Below are 19,028 nucleotides of genomic sequence, written 5' to 3' on the forward strand. Positions count from 1 at the left end.
CTTCAACGACAGAGCCTGATGATACATAATCATCGGGCTCTGTCTTTTTTTATATACCCCTGCTCCTGCTCTCTCTTGCGTTCCTGCTCCCATGCATTCCCTCCGGCGCTCTCAGTGCAAGGTAGCGTCCTCTACGACGTCCACCCCACTACCAATGCTTGTTCCCTCTAATGCGACAGCCTATGTCGCCTTCCATACAGAGCGCACACACATCCACGGTTACCATTTACCGTCTTATGCGCTTGCATTCGGTCTGAATTGTCCATACATCCAGTCAGACTTCCATTTCATGCATGCTATGCTGGGCATTTCGTACTTCAGGCAGCAGTGACTTGTTTCAATTACTGATGATATAACAAATGCGCAGCAACCAAATCAATCAGGATGCTGCGCATTTGTGACGCTTAAGATATTTTTGTGTTGTGCGAATTTTAGAGGAGGGAGATTAATGTTTTTGGTTTAATGCACGTCGAAGATCATCTAATGCGTCATCATGCATATAGCGCATTTTATTCAAGTATGCGCGATAGAGATAGAGCTCGTTGTCGGCAGGGTTGTGTTCAAGACCGGTGGTAATATCGGCAGATGCATCATTTAGTCTTCCAATCATCAGATAGCATACTGCTCTTGCTCCATAGAAGTGGGAGGAGGGTTCTTTTGCGAGTATCTTTGTATAAAATGGGATAGCTTTGTCCCATTGTTCGGTTGCTGACAGATATGATGCATTGGCGATATTTGTCTGAATGCTGTCGGCTGCGATATCAATCATTGTCTGGCACTGTTGATGTGCTGTTACGGTATCTCCTTGTCGGAGCGACAGCATTGCATTCATATATCGAGCCTCGATGTTTGAAGAGTCAAGACGTGATATGACCGCATAGTCTTTATTTGCGATACTGTCCTGACCCATAGCCAGCAGTATGTCTGCTCTGTTGGATAGAACCGTGACACTGTTGGGAGCCAGATTGTGGGCCTTGTTCAGAGAATTAAGTGCAAGACTGTCTCGTCCGAGATTGTATTGTACGATACCGAGGTTAGACAGGATAAGTACATTCAACGGATTTTCCGGATCTGCCGAAAGAGCCTGAAGAAGGTATTGCTCGGCTTCGTCCCAATTATTGTCGGCTATGGCTATATCGGCTTTTCCCATCAGGTCGAAGTATTCTTGGGGACAATCTTGTACGGCAGGAGCCTCGGCTGTTGCTGATATCTGAGTGGTGAGCAATGTTGTTGCCAGGGCTAAGTATGACAGACGTTTATTCATTTTTGCAACTTATAAAATTGGATAGATGCTATGTAAATGTCGCTAAAGACTCTGTTATCGGTAATATGTTTGATTTTATCGTTTGGACAGGGAGAATATATCATCATTGTCCATGACGACTATACCCTTGCGCATCAGCTCGCGAAGTGTCGTCACAATTTCTTCTTGACGGAATGCAGATTCTCGGAACAGATATTCCAAAGACCGGGGTTTCTGGCCAATCATGTATTTCAGCGACTCTTCGAGTTGCCGATTCTCGTCGGCGGTAAGCCGCCGCATCTTCCGCCGTCTGCATTCATCGCATTTGCAACATACTTCTGATGGTGTCTCGCCAAAATAGCGGAGCATTACATTGACCCGGCATTCGACAGAGGAGAATGCAAACTCTTTCATGGCTTCAACGCGGGCTTGCATACGTTGGCGTTGGTCTTCATATACGTTTACCGGGATTGTGACATGTGCCGGAAGTTGGCGCGATGCTGTGTAAAGGATATATGGAGTAGTTTTGCGCGGTATATATTTCAGCACATGCATGCGCGACAGCATCACAAGAGTCTCACACACTTGTTGTTCGGTGATTTCGGCACGTTGCGCGATTATGGCTTCATTTATGGGTGTAAAGTCGGCGAACAGTCCCGTATATGAGCGCATGAGCAGATTGAATACATTTTCGATAATTGGAGACAGCTGTATATGGTATAGCTCCTCTTTTGTAGTTGTAATCATCACTCGCGATTGAGTGGATACTTCATCCATAAACTCGATGTGTCCCGCTTGGGTGAGAATATGAAGCGCGCTATGGGTAGGTCGTGTCTGCAGGGAGTATGTCTGGGCAAATTTGCCTAGATTGAATTCAAAAATCCTGTCAAAACCTTCTCCGACCGGCAAGCTGAGAAAGTTGCCTGCAAGTTCGTAGACGCGGCGTATGTATTCTTTTGGAGGGAATGACTCATCGACAGCTTTTGTAAGACGTCCTTTATCGTGAGGTGACACTACCAGTACGGCAAACGCCGGTTTGCCATCACGTCCGGCACGTCCTGCTTCCTGATAGTATTCCTCGAGGGAGAGCGGACAGTCAATGTGTACCACAACACGGACATCCGGCTTGTCGATTCCCATTCCGAAAGCATTGGTCGCAACGATTACTCGGGTTTCCTCGTTCTTCCATTTCTCTTGTTTCTCGGCTTTCTCCTGAGCCTGCAGGCCGGCATGATAGTAATCGGCCGATATCCCTTTTGATGCCAGCATATCGGCAATCTCGCGTGTGCGCTTTCGTGAACGCACATACACAATAGCGCTTCCTAATGTGCGGGAGAGTATATTTATCAGCTGACGTTCCTTATCGTAGTCGTTGCGTACGATATAGGATATGTTGGGGCGTGCGAAGCTGCGTGAGAAGACGTTGCGGCTGCGGAATTCCAGGCGTCGCATGATGTCATCTACGACTTCCGGAGTGGCCGATGCAGTCAGGGCAAGCACCGGAACTTTTGGAAAACGCGCCCTCAGGGATGCTATTTTCAGATATGACGGACGAAAGTCATACCCCCATTGGGATATACAGTGGGCCTCATCTACGACGATAAGGCTTATCTTCATGTCATGCAGCGTCTCGAGAAAACTTTCCGATTGAAGTTTCTCGGGAGAGAGATACAGCAACTTTGCTTTGCCGAGCCTACAGCGGTCTACTCCCAGCTTATGTTCTGACCGCGACAGACCGGAGTGCAGACACACTGCCCGTATGCCTCTGGCAAGCAAATTGTCGACCTGGTCCTTCATCAGCGATATGAGAGGGGTCACCACTATTGTAATTCCGTCGAGAGCCATCGCCGGAATCTGGAATGTAAGCGACTTTCCTCCTCCTGTAGGGAGCAGACCGAGAGTGTCGTTGCCGTCGAGTACAGAAAGGATAATCTCTTCCTGAGCCGGACGGAAAGCATCGTATCCCCAATATTTCTTCAGTATATCGTGGATAAGAGGAGAGCGGTCGGCACGATTATTCATCGCAGATATTTATATCCTTGACGTGGAGTTGGATTGAGGCCGTTGAGTTGGGATGCTTATTTTCCTCGATGGTATAGCATATGTCAAACGGCTTGCGCGAGTGGATGTAGTCGAAATACTGTCCTTTGTTGAAGGCAATACCGTTAAGCACCTTGCCGGAGGTATTGTCGACAAGTTCAAGTTTGATATGCTCCAGATGGCGCCCGACGAGTTTGCTTGTGCCGAAGTCCATTACACGCCTGGTACAGAATACCGGCTTCTGGTTTCCTGGACCGAATGGATTGAATTTTCTCAGCAGATTTATGAACTGAGGAGTTATCTCGGCAAATGTCAGCATTGCATCGATTTCCTGCTGTGGCTTGAGCTGGGTCGGCAGGATATTGTCGGCCACGAATTTCTCGAATCTGCGCGTAAATTCCGGGATATTCTCCTCCTTCAGTGATAGGCCTACAGCATAGGTGTGGCCTCCGAAGTTTTCCAGAAGGTCGCGGCATGAATCAATGGCGCTGTAGATGTCAAATCCTTGTACAGAGCGCGACGAGCCGGTCGCCAGGCCGTTTGACAGCGTGAGCACAACCGATGGTTTGTAATATAGTTCTGTGATGCGGGATGCTACGATTCCGATTATTCCCTTGTGCCAGTCGGAATTGTATATTACAATCGACTTTTTGTCCTGGAACTTGTCGGTATGTTTCTCCAGAATGGCGTTGGCCTCTTCTGTGATGCGCTTGTCGAGCTCCTTGCGATCCTTGTTGTACTGGTCGATGTTTTTGGCTATATGATATGCCTCTCCGAAGTCGCGGGCGACAAGCAGCTCCACAGCCTCCCTTCCGCTTTGCATGCGACCTGACGCATTGATGCGCGGACCGATTTTGAATATTACATCGGATATGGTGATTTCCCGGTTGCCGAGCTGGCATATCTTTATTATGGCGCGCAGACCGACATTGGGATTGGAGTTAAGGCGGCGCAGACCCCAGTAAGTCATAATTCGGTTTTCGTCGACCATCGGTACTATGTCAGCGGCGATGCTTACCGCTACAAGGTCAAGCATGTTTTCAAGTTCGGTAGCCTGAAGGCCGTTGCTCTGAGCAAAAGCCTGCATGAACTTGAAGCCTACGCCACATCCTGAAAGATGGGGGCACGGATAGGTGCTCCCTTCAAGTTTGGGATTAAGGATAGCGGCGGCAGGAGGCAACTCGTCATCCGGCACGTGGTGGTCACAGATTATAAAATCGATGCCAAGAGTCTTGGCATATTTTATCTCATCAATGGCCTTTATGCCGCAGTCGAGAATGATTATGAGGCGCACGCCTGATGCGGCTGCCTCGTCAATAGTACGGTACGATATGCCATATCCCTCGTCGTATCGTGTCGGGATATAGTATTCAATGTTGGAGTAGTAATTTTGCAGGTACTTGTAGACGAGAGCCACGGCAGTAGTGCCGTCTACGTCGTAGTCGCCATACACCATTATCTTCTCCTTCAACCCCATGGCTTTGTTCAGCCTGTTTACAGCTTTGTCCATGTCGGGCATCAGGAACGGCGAATGCATGTCGCGGAGCGAGGGGTGGAAAAATTTTTCCGCCTCCTCGACTGTGGATATGCCACGCTGTACCAGTAGCTCGCTAACAGGCGGGCAATCGGCGTATCTTGACGCCAATTCCGTCTCTGGTTTTTGTTTGTCGGCTGTAAGGGGTAAGTAAATCCATTTACTTATCATTTATGTTGTTTTTATTTTTTGCATTGCAAGGGCCCCATACGTTGATATGTGGCCGTGAGAGAGGTTGCGGAGAATGAGATGCCGTATCATCGCGCAAGGTATTGGAGGAGAGCCGCGAAAGCATCCATGATGTAATTAGCGCCAATATATAAGAAAAAAGCGCCATATACCTATTTCGGGTATATAACGCAAATATAGCCATTTATTTTGTAATGGCTGCTATGGGCAGAGGTATTTAAGTTAATTTAGATTTTCGTGCAATTTAGTCTGTAAATCGCTTCTGATGCTCTAAAAGGATTGTCGAGACTGATATGAATCGTGTCTTAGGACGGCTGGTCGGTACGGTTCATATGTACATCGAGCTGAGGGAACGGGAAATTGATGCCCAGGGGCGGAAGTTCTTTATAGAATCTTTCATTCATAGTGAAGAAAACTCCCCAGTAGTGTTCAGAACGTGTCCATGCTCTTACGGTAATGTCGACGCTTGAGGTGTTGAGATTTCCAAGAGCGATAAATGGAGCCCGGTCGATTTTCGGTAGCATGGCAAGAGCATCTTTATGGAAATTCTCTATGGGCTGCTTTATGGCATTGCCGACATTTTTCTTGTCCGTCAGATGTCCCAGCCATGATTTTGTCTGTGTCTTCTCTTCCAGGTTTTCTGCTTCCTGCTCGGTCTTGCTGTCGAAATCGGAGTTTTCAAGGTCCTGCTCCATCAGTGATTCATCGGGAGCCTGGTCGTCACTCTCGTCAAGATATTTTTTTATCACACGAGAATCACTCAGCAGAATATCAAGAATGCCTTTTTTTGCAACATCGTAATCGTCGCCATATGCTATCGAGACAGTCCAGTCGACACGACGGTATGGCTCTTTTGAATAGTTGTTGACCGAGCTTGTCGACAGGCCGCCGTTGGGGATTATTATCTGCTTGTTGTCGGGAGTGTTGATTATTGTAGAGAATATCTGAATCTCTTTTACTGTGCCGGCATATCCTTGCGCTTCAATGTAGTCGCCGATTTTGTAAGGCTTAAGCAACAGTATCAGCACACCGCCTGCAAAATTCTGCAACGTGCCGCTTAGAGCAAGGCCGACGGCGACACCGGCTGAGGCAAACAGTGCGAGAAACGAACTTGTCTCCAGGCCGAGAATTCCGACTACAGTAATTACAAGAATGAAGTACAGAGCGATGTTTACCAGACTCAATACAAATGTGGCCAGACTTTGGTCAAGTTTGCGGCGGATAAATATCGAGGCTATGATATGGTAAATCTTGCGTATGATGAATCGTCCGATGTAGAATACAAGTACAGCGATAGCAAGATGAAACGCAAACTCGAGAATACTGTTGACACAGCGGTTGACAATTTCATCAAACGACATGCCTTCGAGCATTTTAAACTCTTTCTCGATAGATGGTATCGAATCGGAGGCGGCAGCTTCGGCGGCTTTAGGAGCAACGGCCGATTCAGCTCCTTGTAATATTTCATCAATCTGAATCATAGGTGTATGTGTTTATGAAGTGTTATCGAAAATATGGCTCTACGACGTCGTGATACCATTTCAAATCGTCGTAGTGATATCTGGTCTGTAGGTTGGAGCTGCCGGGTATGAACGACGACACTCCACAGATATCAGCGAGAGGATAGCGTTGCCATATTCTTTCGGTAGCCTTGGATATGGGTACAAACTGTTGTAATTGCATGTCGAGCCGTGCAAGCATAGTCTGATCGTCGCATATGGCCGACATATAATCATAAAGATCATAAAAATATCCGTCCCAACTCATGAAACCATACTGCTGAATCGAATATATGTCGGACGGCATGGACGGATAATCGGCGTAGATGGATTTGACAGCATCGCTTACGTTTTCAACACGCGACATATCATAGAGCGAAATCGCTATGCCGCAGTTATCGCCGTCGCGCTGTTGTCCTGCCACTACCTCGTGGGTATTGGCAACAAGTTTACGGAAGTCTATGTCTTCGGCAAAAAATTCCGGAATATTGCGCTCATAGTCCATTCCTGCATATGGAGTCTCGGTCGAACTGGCTATTATATAGTCGGCTGCGTCGCGTAGCTCATACAGAGTCTCGATATTGCCCATGAAGCAACAGTCCATGTAGATGAACCGGAACTGATGATAGCCCAGGGCATCGGCAAGGTCGGGGATTGACATCTCGCGTTCCTCTCCGGTGAATCCTACGTCTTGTCCCCAGGAGCGAGATGGAGATCTCCATCCTGACGCATGGCTCCACAGCAGCAGACCGTATTCTTCCGCGGGTGCAATATCATGGATGTCGGCAATAACCTCTTTCATTACCTCGGGAGCTACGCTATTGATGTCGGAGGGGTATGTTTTGAGTATATCGACAGTATTTTTCGTAATCTCAACCAGCTGTGCCTCAACTTTGGGATAGGATGTCTTGCGGAATATGAGCAGGCGGCCTCCATTGTCAAGAGCGCCTTTATTAGCGGCGCTTAACATTGCATTGAAATTTAAATCATGGGGGAGTGACGGATTGTTGTTGGCGGCCATGTATACAAGTACGGTGCGCGATACTTTTAATTGTTCGCGCACATCGTTATCGTCAGATTCCTCGCAGGATGAGAATACAATCAGCGATATGATTGCCGGCAGTATATAGTGTAGCGGATGCTTCATTTCCGTAGTAGTCTTGTAGAAAAAACAAATTTACGAAAAATCGGGTTTAAAATTCCTCAAAAGAATATAATAACCTGGTATTGAGATATGCTACGGATTATTCTGCGTCGCTTACAGGAGACAGTCCAAGCCGCCGGGCTTCGTCGTGCATAAGGGCCAGAGCGGCTTCCCGCTCATTTGGTATGACTCCGTCGAGTATGGCGTTCTTTATTGCCTCTTTTATGGTACCTACCTCACGGCAAGGGCGCAGACCGAAGATTTCCATAATTTCCTCTCCGGAAACCGGAGGCTGAAAACAGCGTATGCGGTCGCGCTCTTCGAGTTCGGTCATTTTCCGGCGCACGAGGGCAAAGTTGTCAAGGAAGCGCTTTACCTTAACTTCGTTTTTCGAGGTTATATCAGCCTCGCAGAGAGTCATCAGATCATCAATATCGTCGGCTGCATCGAAAATCAAGCGTCGTACAGCAGAATCGGTAACCACATCTTCAACCAAAGCTATCGGACGCATGTGGAGTTCAACCATCTTCTGCACATATTTCATTTTCTCGTTCATAGGGAGGCGCATATCGCGGAATATACGCGGTATCATTCGTGCTCCTATGAAGTTGTGGTTGTGGAATGTCCAACCGAGTTTCGCATCCCAGCGTTTTGTCACCGGTTTTGCGATATCATGGAACAATGCCGCCCAACGCAGCCATACATTCTTTGATTTGCGAGCTACGTTGTCGACCACCTGTAGTGTGTGGTAGAAATTATCCTTGTGTCCGCGACCATTGACAGTCTCAACCCCCCTCATAGCATCTAACTCGGGGAGAATATGGATGAGCAGACCGCATTTTGCCAGCAGTTCCCATCCAATTGATGGCATTGGCGACGCCATAATCTTCATCAGCTCGTCGGCAATACGCTCTTTGGATATTATATCTATACGGTCGGCATTGCGTGTGATTGCATCGAATGTCTCAGGCACAATAGAGAATCCGAGCTGTGTGGCAAAGCGGATAGCGCGCATCATGCGCAACGGGTCGTCGGAGAATGTTACATCCGGGTCGAGGGGTGTGCGGATGAGCTGGTCATCAAGATCGGCCAATCCGTCGAACGGGTCGATAAGCTGGCCAAACTCAGATGCATTTACACAGATGGCCATTGCATTGATGGTAAAATCCCGGCGCGACAGGTCGTCGTCGAGGGTTCCGTCCTCGACAATCGGTTTGCGGCTGTCGCGGGAGTATGATTCACGGCGTGCACCTACAAATTCAAGTTCGAGGTCGTGGCGTTTTACCTGCGCGGTGCCGAAATTGCGGAACACATGGGCCTGGCAACCTTTGCCGAGAGTAGCGGCTACAGCTTCGGCTACTTCTATGCCGCTCCCGACCGTAACGAAGTCGATATCTTTGGAATGACGGTGCAGGAATATGTCACGTACGTATCCTCCAACCACGTAGCATGGACGGGATAAGGAGTCGGCAACATTGCCGACATGGTGAAATACAGGCTGATTAATCTTATCGGCGAGATTCATTCACTAATTGCTTGATGTTGTTAATGCTGGGGTGGATTATTCGAGACTGATGATATCTTCAGGCGAACCGGTTATGCATTCAAGGCCGCCGGAGGTTACGATATATGTATTCTCAATACCTACCGCGCCCACTCCGGGTACGACAAATTTCGGTTCGAGGGCGATCACATTATGCTCCTGCAATATGTCGCGGCTGCGCGGCGCGATTACCGGCAACTCATTGATTTCGATGCCTACGCCGTGGCCTATGAATCCGGCTTTCTGGGTATATCCCATAAAGTGTCTTTCAAGCCCGGCCGCTTTTACAATCTCGATAGCCTTTTCATACATGTCGGAGGCCTTGGCCCCCGGGCGACCCATCTTCTCGAGTTGGCGGCATATGTCTATCGAACACCGGTGGGCACGTATGGCCTCTTCGGTCAAATCGCCGTATGAGAATACGCGTGTCATGTCGGTCATATATCCTGTAAAGTTGCCGTTGGCATCTACCATTACCGACATTCCTGGTTTTATTATTGAGCCGTCGGCTCCGACAGGGAGCGAGGGATCAAGGCCGGCACCTCCCATGGCGAAATCATAGGGAGTGGGGTTGTCGGCATTGTTACCGGCAAGCACGTTGGCCATAAACAGTTCCATTGAATCGCCCGATATGCGGAACTGTCCGAGGCATCCCTCCAGACGCGATATGCGCTCAATCTCAATCTGAAGCTCGATATCAGTCATTCCCGGATGGAAAATGTGGGGGATGCGGCTGTATACCCTTGAGTGCTTTACTCCGGATTGTCTGAGCTGCACTAACTCGAAGTCGGTCTTTACAGCACGGGCCTCGCGCATTATCTTTGAGGCGTCGGCAATTGCGCATTCCGGGAAAACCGCTTTGAGTCGCTCGATAGTGAGGTATGGCGTTACGGCAAGTTCAAGTCCCAGAGTGCCAGGCAATGTATATCCTAGAGAGGCCAATTCTGCCGGAATCAGCTCGGGCTTATGGATATAGCGCACATTATCGCCTTTAAGTCCTTCGGGACGGCGTACAAAGTATATCGGATTGCCCTTGGCGGGGATGTATACCCATCCGCTTATGACTCGTCCGAGGGTGTAGTATATGTTGGTGTTGTCGGTAATCAGTATCGCATCGATGGCCCGGTCGGCAATCATCGATTGTATCTTTGATATTCGGCGGCTGATTTCGTCAACCGGAGTGAGAGCATGTAATTCCATAGAAGGTTGGAGTAAAATGCGTTATTCTTAAGGAACGAGCATTATGCCTAAATGTTCGATATCGGTAATGGTGTCGGCCCGCATTATGTGGCGTATGGTTATTGAGTCGCCCCGGAGCAGGCGTAGCGCGGTGGGGAGTGTGTCGGAAAACTGGTAGGCCGCTCCGAACCCCTGTCCTTTCCATCGGCCGTAGATATCGGCCAGCACGCAGTTGATTGTGTCGCGTGTCGTCACTCCGTCGTTGCCATTCCTGGTAAGCTCAAGCCAGACATTGGAATATGGATATCCGTTGGTGTGTCTCAGCGATACGATGAGGTGACCGTTGGCGATAGAGTCGGTCATGCTCTCTGTCGAGAACCCGATTGTGTCGCCATACGCCCATCCGTCGGCAGGGAGCTGCCTGAATTCGCAGTATGCCACATCATTGCCGCCACAAGCCCACATAATGAGCATTGTGGCGGCAATGGCAATGAGTTTGCATGTATGTCGTTGCATGATAATTTATAGCATGTTTGACGATTGGCGGCAGTAGCCTGTGACTGTATGTGTCACTCCTGTTTCTGTTGAGACTGCTGGGGTTGCTGCTGTTTGGGCTGCTTTGGCTGACGAGGCTGCTGGCGCTGTTTGTTGGGTTGCTGGCGCCGGTCGTTGCCTTTGTCGCTGCGAGGCGGCTTTTGAGGAGCATCCTGTGGCTGTTGAGGCTTGGACTGCTGGTTTTTGTCCTTTGGCTGCTGATTGCCGCCTTTGCGGTCGTTGGCTTTTGGGGGACGCTGCTGTTGTCCTTCCTTGGCTTTGGGCTGCTGTTGTCCGTCTTTTGCCGGTTGCGGTTTCTTCTTTTTCTTCTTCTTGGTCTTGTCAAACCTTGTGAGGCTGTCCTGCCCTACGAGGTCGACGAAATCTTTCTTCGGCTGAGGCTTTTCGGAGCCTTCCGGAATCAGAGACAACGGCTTTTCTCCGGCTTTGTTGAGGGCGATTACCTCGAATGCCCGTTTTGCCGTGATTGTCACGAGGTTGGCGGCCATCTGTTTGTCGGTAGAGTAGGTAATCTCTCTCTTGAATATGTCGGTCTTGAAGTGGAAATAGGTATTGTCGGCTGTTTCCAGTCTGATATCCTTTGAGGGCATCTGTCTTACGCTCTCGACATATGTGTCGACCTCGAAGTTGAGGCAGCATTTGAGTTTGGCACACTGTCCGGCCAGCTTCTGAGGGTTGAGCGAGATGTCCTGAAAGCGTGCGGCGCTTGTGGCCACGCTCACGAAATTGGTCATCCATGTAGAGCAGCACAGCGGACGTCCGCATGGTCCTATCCCGCCAATGCGTCCTGCTTCCTGGCGCGCGCCAATCTGCTTCATCTCGATACGTACTCTGAAAGTCTCGGCGAGTACCTTGATGAGTTTGCGGAAATCGACACGCTCGTCGGCGATGTAATAGAAGATAGCCTTGTTTCCGTCGCCCTGATATTCGACATCGCCGATTTTCATGTTGAGATTGAGATCCTCGGCGATTTTACGGGCTTTTATCATCGTGTCGTTTTCACGAGCTTTGGCCTCTTCGTATTTTTCAATGTCGGAAGGCTTTGCCTTTCGGAATATTCGCTTTATCTCGGCGTCACGCTTCAGACCGGATTTTTTCATCTGTAGCGCTACGAGGCGTCCGGTAAGGGTGATTTCTCCGATGTCGTGTCCGGGAGAAGCCTCTACCGCAACAAGGTCGCCCTTTGCGATGTCGAGTCCGGTAGTATTTCGGTAATATCCTTTGCGGGTATTTTTGAACTGTACCTCAACGATATCGAAGTCGGCGTATCCTCCGGGGATGTCGTCGAGCCAGTTGTGGCAGTGGAGCTTTCCGCGCGGGGCTTTCCGGCAGGAGTCGCATCGGCGGGGTACCGGCGTATATGCCGGTACCGGATGCGTCTCTTCTGCTTCAGCCCGGGATTGCTCCTTTGCCTCAGCCGAAATATCTGCGCCGTCATTGGCTACAGGAGTTGGGATGTAATCCTCCTGCGGCGTTGCGGGTATGTTTTCGTTTTCGGTGTTCATTATTTTGCAAAACTTACCGAACGGGTTTCACGGATTACGGTAATCTTGACCTGTCCGGGATATGTCATTTCGGTCTGGATGCGCTTGGCGATTTCGGCGGAGAGCTTTTCGGTCTCGGCATCGTCGATTTTGTCGGCACCTACAATCACACGGAGTTCGCGGCCGGCCTGGATGGCGTAGGTCTTTATTACTCCGGGGTATGATAGCGCGAGCTGCTCGAGGTCGTTGAGGCGCTTGATATATGCCTCAACAATCTCACGGCGTGCACCGGGACGTGCACCTGAAATCGCGTCGCATACCTGGACGATAGGAGCGAGCAGCGACTGTTGCTCGATTTCATCGTGGTGAGCTCCGATGGCGTTGCATATCTCAGGCTTCTCTTTGTATTTTTCGGCAAGTTTCATGCCAAGGAGAGCATGGGGCAGTTCGGGCTCTTCGTCGGGCACTTTGCCTATGTCGTGCAGCAGGCCTGCGCGACGTGCTTTCTTCGGGTTGAGTCCGAGTTCGGAGGCCATTATGGCACAGAGGTTGGCTGTCTCGCGCGAGTGCTGCAGGAGGTTCTGTCCGTAGCTTGAGCGGTATTTCATCTTTCCGACAAGTCGGATAAGGTCGGGATGCAGGCCATGTATGCCGAGGTCGATGGCTGTGCGCTTTCCGGTCTCGATTATCTCTTCTTCAATCTGGTGGCGCACTTTTGCCACTACTTCTTCGATGCGTGCAGGGTGTATGCGTCCGTCGGCTACAAGCTGATGGAGCGCAAGGCGTGCTATTTCGCGGCGCACGGGGTCGAATCCGGAGAGTACAATTGCCTCGGGGGTGTCGTCGACGATGATTTCTATGCCGGTGGCGGCTTCAAGCGCGCGGATGTTGCGTCCTTCTCGACCGATGATGCGTCCTTTTATTTCGTCGGAGTCGATATGGAATACTGTGACAGAGTTTTCGATAGCAGTCTCTGTGGCAACACGCTGGATTGACTGCACGACTATGCGCTTTGCTTCTTTGTTGGCAGTGAGCTTTGCATCGTCCATTATGTCGTTGATGTAGCTTTGTGCCGCAGTCTTGGCTTCGTCGCGCAGGGATTCAATCAGCTTTTCCTTGGCCTCTTCGGCAGATAGTCCTGAGATGTGTTCGAGAGTGTCCTGTGCGGTGCGTGTGAGTTTGTCAAGTTCTACGCGCTGGCTTTCGAGCATTGCGGCCTGTGCGTCGAGGTTGGCTTTGAATGTCTCGTTTTCGTTGCGCTTGCGTGCGATGTCGCCCTGCTGCTGGTTGAGCTGTATCTCGCGCTGTTTCAGTCGGGCTTCATTCTGCTGTACCTTTGCCATGCGCTGGTTGGCTGCCTTGTCGGCTTCGGCTTTTATGTGGAGTTCTTCTTCGCGAGCTTTGAGCAGCTTCTCCTGCATCAGCATGTCGGCTTCTTTCTGGGCTTCCTCTATTATGGTTTTCGCTTTGCTTTTAGCTGAGGAACGCTGTATTGCGGTCATTACTGCAATTCCGATTATGAATGCGCCAATTCCGCATACGAGCCCTAATACGAGTGGGGTCATGATATGGTTAAGTGTTAGATAAATAATTAATTATATAAATACAGCAAGCACCATCGCAGACAATGCCATGCGGAGTTTCCGTGACCGGACTGTCTCCGCAGGGTAGTGTATAGCGTGGTGCTGGCATGTGGTCAACTCTCTCGTGGGTTGGCCGGGAAATGTGATGAGCCTTTCCAGGATAAGGCTTCGGGTGGATGGCTTTTGCCGGATTGCAGATGAGCCGTTGTCCCTGGCCTTTATCTGGCGGTGCATATCGGAGCTATGATTCTTTGGCCGATAGGCTGATTATTTTATGTCGAGGAGTATTTTGTCGAGTGTTTCCTCAAAGGAGGCGAGGTGGCGTTCCACCTCTTCATTCTTGCGATACTCCTGTATGTAAAGTCGGGCAAAGTAGATTGCTGTCATTGCGAGCACATCGGAGTCAGACTGGTCGGCGGCCTTATCGTCCATCCATTTTGCCCATACATGGTTGACAAAATATTCGGCTTGTCTTACCTCTTCTTCTTCTTCGCCGAGCGACACAGCCATGCGCAGGGGGCGCTGGTTGGCCACTTTTATTGTAATATTCAGTTTATCTTTCATTGCATCAGTCGGATAAGTCGGAGATGCACTTATCGATTTCCCGCACCAATCTGGATATCACAGCACGGCTACGCTCGACATCGGACCGCGAAGGTATAGCCGTAGTCACTACCGTCAGGTAGTCAATCTGCCGTGTAAGAGTCTCGACTTGTTGGCGTAGCTCTCTGACAGTCGACTGTAGTTCCGCGATACGAGCGTCGGCAGCCCTCTTTTCGCTGAGCAGTGCGTTGTAGCGGTCGGTAAGCCCCAGTGTCTTACGTGATACGCGCTCAAGCCTCTCTTGCAAATCGGTTGCCATTTAATCCAAATTTCCACAAATTTACAATAAAAATTCCGATATGCAACATTCTGTTGGCAAAAAGCGCGCTTGTGGAGTGAGAAAAATTATAATAACGGATGGTGGCATTGTATATACGTTCATACATAATGATATGTCAGAGTATAGGACTCAGGAGCCTTACCATGGATTCTTTGGCTTTCTGGGCTTTCGGACGTTTTTGCCATGTGCCAGGATGGACACGCTCTGACAGGGCTATGTCTTCGAAAAATATGCGTGTCATCTCCGCATTGATTTCCTGGGAATATACCATGACGTTGCTTTCGAAGTTGTGCTCGAAGCTGCGGAAGTCGAAGTTGGCCGATCCGACTGATGTGAATTCGTCGTCGATAATGACGGTCTTGGCATGAAGCATTCCGGCATTGTAGAGGTATACCTTTACTCCCGAGCGCAGACATTCCTGCACGTATGAGAATGACGCGTATGTAAGTATCGTGGAATCGCTTTTTGCCGGAATCATTATGCGTACATCGACTTTTGCAAGTGCTGCGGCCTGCAGTGCCCTCAGCAGTGAGTCGGTGGGCAGGAAGTATGGCGTCTGTATATACACTCTGCGACGGGCGTTGGCTATGGCTTTGTGAAAGAGCATGGCGATGTTGCTCCAGTGGCTTGTCGGTCCGGATGTCAGCAGCTGTATGCCTGCTCCTTTGTGGTGTTCCTGTCGTGTCGACGGGGTGTCGAGAATGAGCGGTTGGCCCATGAACGACCAGTCGACCGCCACTGCGTATTGAAGCGCTCCGACTGCCGGGCCCTCGACGCGCAGATGTGTGTCGCGCCAGATGCCCTGTCCGGGCCCGTCGATATAGCGGTCGGCGATATTCATGCCGCCTACATATCCTATCAGCCCGTCGATTACGGCGAGCTTTCGGTGGTTGCGCCAGTTGACTCGTGTGGCAAAATGTGGGAATGTTACTCTAAAGAATGGGTGGACTTCGACGCCTGCGTCCTGCATCTGACGGAAGAATCGGTTGGGGGTATGGAGTGAGCCGATATGGTCGTAGATGAGGCGTACTTTCACACCCTCGCGGGCCTTGCGCATCAGGGCGGCGGCTACGGTAGTGCCGATGGTGTCGTCTTTGATTATGTAGTATTCCATCAGCACGTAGCTGCGTGCGGCATCGATGTCGGCGAGAAGGGAGTCGAATTTGGTGCGGCCGTCGGTGAAGATGTCTATTTTGTTGCCCGGATAATATATCGCACCCTGTAGGGTCTGGGCCATGCGTATCTGCTGGTGGCTTTCCGGAGTGAGCGGGAGCGACTGTATGTCGACAGGGGGGTATGATTCCTGGCGGCGCAGGCGACGGCGGTTGCGCCTTGTAATCATACGCGTGTTCTTCAGAGAGCGCCCGAAGAATATGTACAGCACGACTCCGAATACGGGCACCATCAGCAACACCGTAATCCATGCGAGAGATTTTACGGGATTGCGGTTTTCAGAGAGTACGACAGCTATAAGGCTGACTATTGTACCGGCATATGCTGCAATAAGGACTATGTAGTACCAGGCCATCCTCGGAAGCGGGTATTGTAGTGTTTTGGTTTGACGGCCACAAGGTAACGAATTTTGAGGAGAGGAGATTGCTGTGAAGTGTTAAAAAATGCATAAAGGCCATAGCGCTGGCTATGGCCTTTATATCATATGCGGAGGATTCCGTTATGCTTCTGCTGTTTCGGCAACGACTTCGAAAGGAATCTCTACACTTACTTCCTTGTGGAGCTTTACAGTGCAGGTGTACTTTCCGAGGGTCTTTACGGCGTCTTTTACAACGATAATCTTGCGGTCAACGTTGTGTCCGAGCTTAGCGAGGGCTTCGGCAATCTGGAGAGCGCCTACAGAGCCGTAGATGGTGTCGTTGGCACCGGTCTTGGCTGCGATGGTGAGGAGCTCTACGCCCTGGAGAGCTGCGGCAGCAGCTTCGGCGTCGGCCTTGATCTGAGCGAGCTTGTGGGCGCGCTGGCGCTGGTTCTCGGCGAGAACCTTGAGGGCGCTCTCAGTGGCGATGACAGCCTTTCCCTGGGGGATGAGGTAATTGCGGCCGTAGCCGTTCTTTACTTCTACGACATCATCCTTGTATCCAAGGTTAGCGATGTCTTCTTTTAATATGATTTTCATATGTGATATTGCTACTTGGGTGAGGATTATTTCATCAGGTCGGTAACGTAGGGGAGCAGAGCCAGATGACGGGCACGCTTTACGGCCTGGGCTACGCGGCGCTGGAACTTGAGGGAAGTACCTGTGATACGGCGGGGAAGGAGTTTGCCCTGCTCGTTGAGGAACTTCTTGAGGAATTCGGGATCCTTGTAGTCAATATACTTGATGCCGCTGCGTTTGAAACGGCAATATTTTTTCTTCTTTACGTCTACCGACAGGGGAGTGAGGTAGCGGATTTCTGATTGTGCTTGTGCCATTGTTTAGTCCTCCTTTGCTTCTACGGTTTCTGTTGCGTTGGTCTTGGCGCTGCGGAGCGAGCGGCGCTTAGCTGCGTACTCTGCTGCATACTTGTCGAGGCGGAATGTGAGCCAGCGGAGCATGCGCTCGTCGCGGCGGAACTGTGTCTCGAGCTTCTTGATGGTAGTGGGTTCGGCGTCGAACTCGATGAGGGTGTAGAAGCCGGTCGACTTCTTCTGAATGGGGTAGGCGAGCTTGCGCAGGCCCCAGTTCTCTTCGTTGACAATGGTACCGTTGGCGCTTGTGATCACGTCCTTTACCTTGTCTACCGCTTCCTTCATCTGAGCATCAGACAAAACGGGAGTTAAAATGAAAACGGTTTCGTAATGATTCATGATTGTGAATTATTAAATAATGTGTCGGAAAAACGACTGCAAAGGTATGAAAATTTCCGGATGCGGCAAAACTTCCCATCTAAAACTTTTGGTAAATTTTTAATTAGGTGCATTTTAAGCGCTCTGCTCTTGCTGTATTAAACTCTCTCCTCGTGGTATTCACTACTGGCTGGGTATGATAGCTTACACGTTTATTTTGTATTTGATTGTTATGTCGGAAATTCTGTGTATCTTTGTATAATTAACATATAATATCTGAACATGGTCAATATAATAAAATGCATAAATGCCATCAAATCAATATGTGTTAAGTTCCAGAGCAGTAGTTACAGGTTTGGCCAGCCTTCAGATAGCTGTTGACGGAGTTTTTGTTTATTAGCTTGTAACTAAATGATAGTGCAAACTGTGAAAAAAACAAAGGCTAAGCCCTTTCTGAAATGGGCGGGAGGCAAGACTCAATTGCTCCCTACTATTGATTCATTTTTGCCGGATACATTCCGTGGCGAGGATGATGTGACCTACATTGAGCCGTTTGTAGGTGGGGGTGCTATGCTGTTTTATATGCTACAAAAATACACTAATATAAAGCGCGCGGTAATCAATGATATTAATCCTCATCTTATAAAAACATATAAAGTGATTAGGGATGAACCTTATTCGCTAATTGATGCCTTAAATGAATTTCAAGCTAAATTTAGGATATTAGGGGACTATGATAAACAAAAGGAGTTTTACCTTGAGATTAGAAACCGATTCAATCAACACCATTTGACAGATGTTGAAGAGGCATCATATATGATTTTCCTTAACCGAACTTGTTTCAATGGTTTGTATCGGGAAAATTCTAAAGGAGGATTTAATGTGCCTTTCGGAAGGTACTCTAATCCGACAATTTGCGACGAGGATCTGATTCTTGCAGACAGTGAACTTTTGCAGAGGGTCGAGATATTGAATGGAGACTATTCTCATACAGCCGAACACATACAGGAATACACTTTTTTTTATTTTGATCCTCCGTATCGTCCTCTCGATACAACATCAAGTTTCAATTCCTATGTAAAAGAATCGTTTGATGATAATGAGCAGATAAGGCTGAAGGATTTTTATGCAGATATTACAGTTGGAGGATGTTATGCTATGCTTAGCAACTCTGATTGTAGAGGTCGTAATGCTGAAGACGATTTTTTTGACAAGTTATATGAGGACTTCTTCATAGAAAGGGTATATGCTAAAAGATGCATAAATGCCAATGCTTCTAAACGAGGAACTCTAACCGAGTTATTAATTAGAAACTACGAAAACTATCAGGGTAATCCTGCAAATCTCTTCAACATATAAGTTATGGCAGAC

General features: G+C 49.2%; 17 protein-coding genes. 1 reads left to right on the plus strand and 16 read right to left on the minus strand.

The features are described 5' to 3' along the window. Positions 1-445: 445 nt before the first annotated feature. The 16 genes from K2I50_RS03100 to rpsF all read right to left on the minus strand — a co-directional run bounded on the left by K2I50_RS03100 (position 446) and on the right by rpsF (position 17,678). Positions 446-1,264 carry a tetratricopeptide repeat protein gene (locus K2I50_RS03100; protein WP_301024788.1) on the minus strand — a complete coding sequence of 273 codons (819 nt, stop codon included), beginning with the start codon at positions 1,262-1,264 and terminating at the stop codon, positions 446-448. A gap of 75 nt (positions 1,265-1,339) precedes the next feature. Further along, positions 1,340-3,265 (minus strand): RecQ family ATP-dependent DNA helicase, encoded by a 1,926-nt coding sequence (locus K2I50_RS03105; RefSeq protein WP_301024789.1) that lies wholly within the window; start codon positions 3,263-3,265, stop codon positions 1,340-1,342. After that, entirely contained in the window at positions 3,258-4,988 is a 1,731-nt protein-coding gene (recJ, locus tag K2I50_RS03110) for a single-stranded-DNA-specific exonuclease RecJ (protein ID WP_301024790.1), read from the minus strand. The genes K2I50_RS03105 and recJ overlap by 8 nt, the downstream gene beginning before the upstream one ends. 323 nt (positions 4,989-5,311) lie before the next feature. Next, on the minus strand, positions 5,312-6,487 hold the full coding sequence (locus K2I50_RS03115; RefSeq protein WP_301024791.1) for a mechanosensitive ion channel family protein: 1,176 nt from the start codon (positions 6,485-6,487) through the stop codon (positions 5,312-5,314). Between the two features lie 22 nt (positions 6,488-6,509). Continuing rightward, positions 6,510-7,652, minus strand: coding sequence for a clostripain-related cysteine peptidase (locus K2I50_RS03120; protein ID WP_301024792.1), 1,143 nt, complete (start codon positions 7,650-7,652; stop codon positions 6,510-6,512). Between the two features lie 97 nt (positions 7,653-7,749). Continuing rightward, complete coding sequence (locus tag K2I50_RS03125) at positions 7,750-9,174, minus strand: CCA tRNA nucleotidyltransferase (protein ID WP_301024793.1); 1,425 nt, start codon at positions 9,172-9,174, stop codon at positions 7,750-7,752. A gap of 36 nt (positions 9,175-9,210) precedes the next feature. Continuing rightward, the gene (locus K2I50_RS03130) at positions 9,211-10,392 is read right to left on the minus strand and encodes a M24 family metallopeptidase (RefSeq protein WP_301024794.1); all 1,182 of its coding nucleotides are present in this window, start codon (positions 10,390-10,392) and stop codon (positions 9,211-9,213) included. A gap of 27 nt (positions 10,393-10,419) precedes the next feature. Next, positions 10,420-10,887: a gliding motility lipoprotein GldH gene (gldH, locus tag K2I50_RS03135; protein ID WP_301024795.1), complete on the minus strand. Its 468-nt coding sequence runs from the start codon at positions 10,885-10,887 to the stop codon at positions 10,420-10,422. A 53-nt stretch (positions 10,888-10,940) separates the two neighbouring features. Continuing rightward, positions 10,941-12,431, minus strand: a complete 1,491-nt coding sequence (locus K2I50_RS03140) for a regulatory iron-sulfur-containing complex subunit RicT (RefSeq protein WP_301024796.1) — start codon at positions 12,429-12,431, stop codon at positions 10,941-10,943. Then, on the minus strand, positions 12,431-13,975 hold the full coding sequence (rny, locus tag K2I50_RS03145) for a ribonuclease Y (RefSeq protein WP_301024797.1): 1,545 nt from the start codon (positions 13,973-13,975) through the stop codon (positions 12,431-12,433). Before rny ends, K2I50_RS03140 begins: the two co-directional genes overlap by 1 nt. A 285-nt stretch (positions 13,976-14,260) precedes the next feature. Then, entirely contained in the window at positions 14,261-14,557 is a 297-nt protein-coding gene (zapA, locus tag K2I50_RS03150) for a cell division protein ZapA (protein WP_301024798.1), read from the minus strand. A 4-nt stretch (positions 14,558-14,561) separates the two neighbouring features. Continuing rightward, entirely contained in the window at positions 14,562-14,855 is a 294-nt protein-coding gene (locus K2I50_RS03155) for a DUF3450 domain-containing protein (protein ID WP_301024799.1), read from the minus strand. Between the two features lie 136 nt (positions 14,856-14,991). Continuing rightward, positions 14,992-16,404, minus strand: coding sequence for a cardiolipin synthase (gene cls, locus K2I50_RS03160; RefSeq protein WP_301024800.1), 1,413 nt, complete (start codon positions 16,402-16,404; stop codon positions 14,992-14,994). A 144-nt stretch (positions 16,405-16,548) separates the two neighbouring features. After that, positions 16,549-17,007, minus strand: coding sequence for a 50S ribosomal protein L9 (rplI, locus tag K2I50_RS03165; RefSeq protein ID WP_301024801.1), 459 nt, complete (start codon positions 17,005-17,007; stop codon positions 16,549-16,551). Positions 17,008-17,033: 26 nt separating this feature from the next. Beyond that, positions 17,034-17,303: a 30S ribosomal protein S18 gene (rpsR, locus tag K2I50_RS03170; protein ID WP_068961324.1), complete on the minus strand. Its 270-nt coding sequence runs from the start codon at positions 17,301-17,303 to the stop codon at positions 17,034-17,036. 3 nt (positions 17,304-17,306) lie between these two features. After that, on the minus strand, positions 17,307-17,678 hold the full coding sequence (rpsF, locus tag K2I50_RS03175; RefSeq protein WP_068961323.1) for a 30S ribosomal protein S6: 372 nt from the start codon (positions 17,676-17,678) through the stop codon (positions 17,307-17,309). A 405-nt stretch (positions 17,679-18,083) separates the two neighbouring features. Between rpsF and K2I50_RS03180 the strand changes: the two genes are divergently transcribed. Then, positions 18,084-19,016 carry a DNA adenine methylase gene (locus K2I50_RS03180; protein WP_301024802.1) on the plus strand — a complete coding sequence of 311 codons (933 nt, stop codon included), beginning with the start codon at positions 18,084-18,086 and terminating at the stop codon, positions 19,014-19,016. Positions 19,017-19,028 lie beyond the last annotated feature (12 nt).

This window comes from Muribaculum sp. (assembly GCF_029051885.1).
Lineage (GTDB): Bacteria > Bacteroidota > Bacteroidia > Bacteroidales > Muribaculaceae > Muribaculum.

Bases quoted from the DNA above. Each gene is read 5' to 3' on its own strand.
- cls (WP_301024800.1), bottom strand. From the start codon at position 16,404: ATGGCCTGGTACTACATAGTCCTTATTGCAGCATATGCCGGTACAATA.
- rpsF (WP_068961323.1), bottom strand. From the start codon at position 17,678: ATGAATCATTACGAAACCGTTTTCATTTTAACTCCCGTTTTGTCTGAT.
- K2I50_RS03115 (WP_301024791.1), bottom strand. From the start codon at position 6,487: ATGATTCAGATTGATGAAATATTACAAGGAGCTGAATCGGCCGTTGCT.
- K2I50_RS03120 (WP_301024792.1), bottom strand. From the start codon at position 7,652: ATGAAGCATCCGCTACACTATATACTGCCGGCAATCATATCGCTGATT.
- rny (WP_301024797.1), bottom strand. From the start codon at position 13,975: ATGACCCCACTCGTATTAGGGCTCGTATGCGGAATTGGCGCATTCATA.
- rpsR (WP_068961324.1), bottom strand. From the start codon at position 17,303: ATGGCACAAGCACAATCAGAAATCCGCTACCTCACTCCCCTGTCGGTA.
- K2I50_RS03155 (WP_301024799.1), bottom strand. From the start codon at position 14,855: ATGGCAACCGATTTGCAAGAGAGGCTTGAGCGCGTATCACGTAAGACA.
- K2I50_RS03140 (WP_301024796.1), bottom strand. From the start codon at position 12,431: ATGAACACCGAAAACGAAAACATACCCGCAACGCCGCAGGAGGATTAC.
- K2I50_RS03100 (WP_301024788.1), bottom strand. From the start codon at position 1,264: ATGAATAAACGTCTGTCATACTTAGCCCTGGCAACAACATTGCTCACC.
- gldH (WP_301024795.1), bottom strand. From the start codon at position 10,887: ATGCAACGACATACATGCAAACTCATTGCCATTGCCGCCACAATGCTC.
- recJ (WP_301024790.1), bottom strand. From the start codon at position 4,988: ATGATAAGTAAATGGATTTACTTACCCCTTACAGCCGACAAACAAAAA.
- K2I50_RS03125 (WP_301024793.1), bottom strand. From the start codon at position 9,174: ATGAATCTCGCCGATAAGATTAATCAGCCTGTATTTCACCATGTCGGC.
- zapA (WP_301024798.1), bottom strand. From the start codon at position 14,557: ATGAAAGATAAACTGAATATTACAATAAAAGTGGCCAACCAGCGCCCC.
- rplI (WP_301024801.1), bottom strand. From the start codon at position 17,007: ATGAAAATCATATTAAAAGAAGACATCGCTAACCTTGGATACAAGGAT.
- K2I50_RS03105 (WP_301024789.1), bottom strand. From the start codon at position 3,265: ATGAATAATCGTGCCGACCGCTCTCCTCTTATCCACGATATACTGAAG.
- K2I50_RS03130 (WP_301024794.1), bottom strand. From the start codon at position 10,392: ATGGAATTACATGCTCTCACTCCGGTTGACGAAATCAGCCGCCGAATA.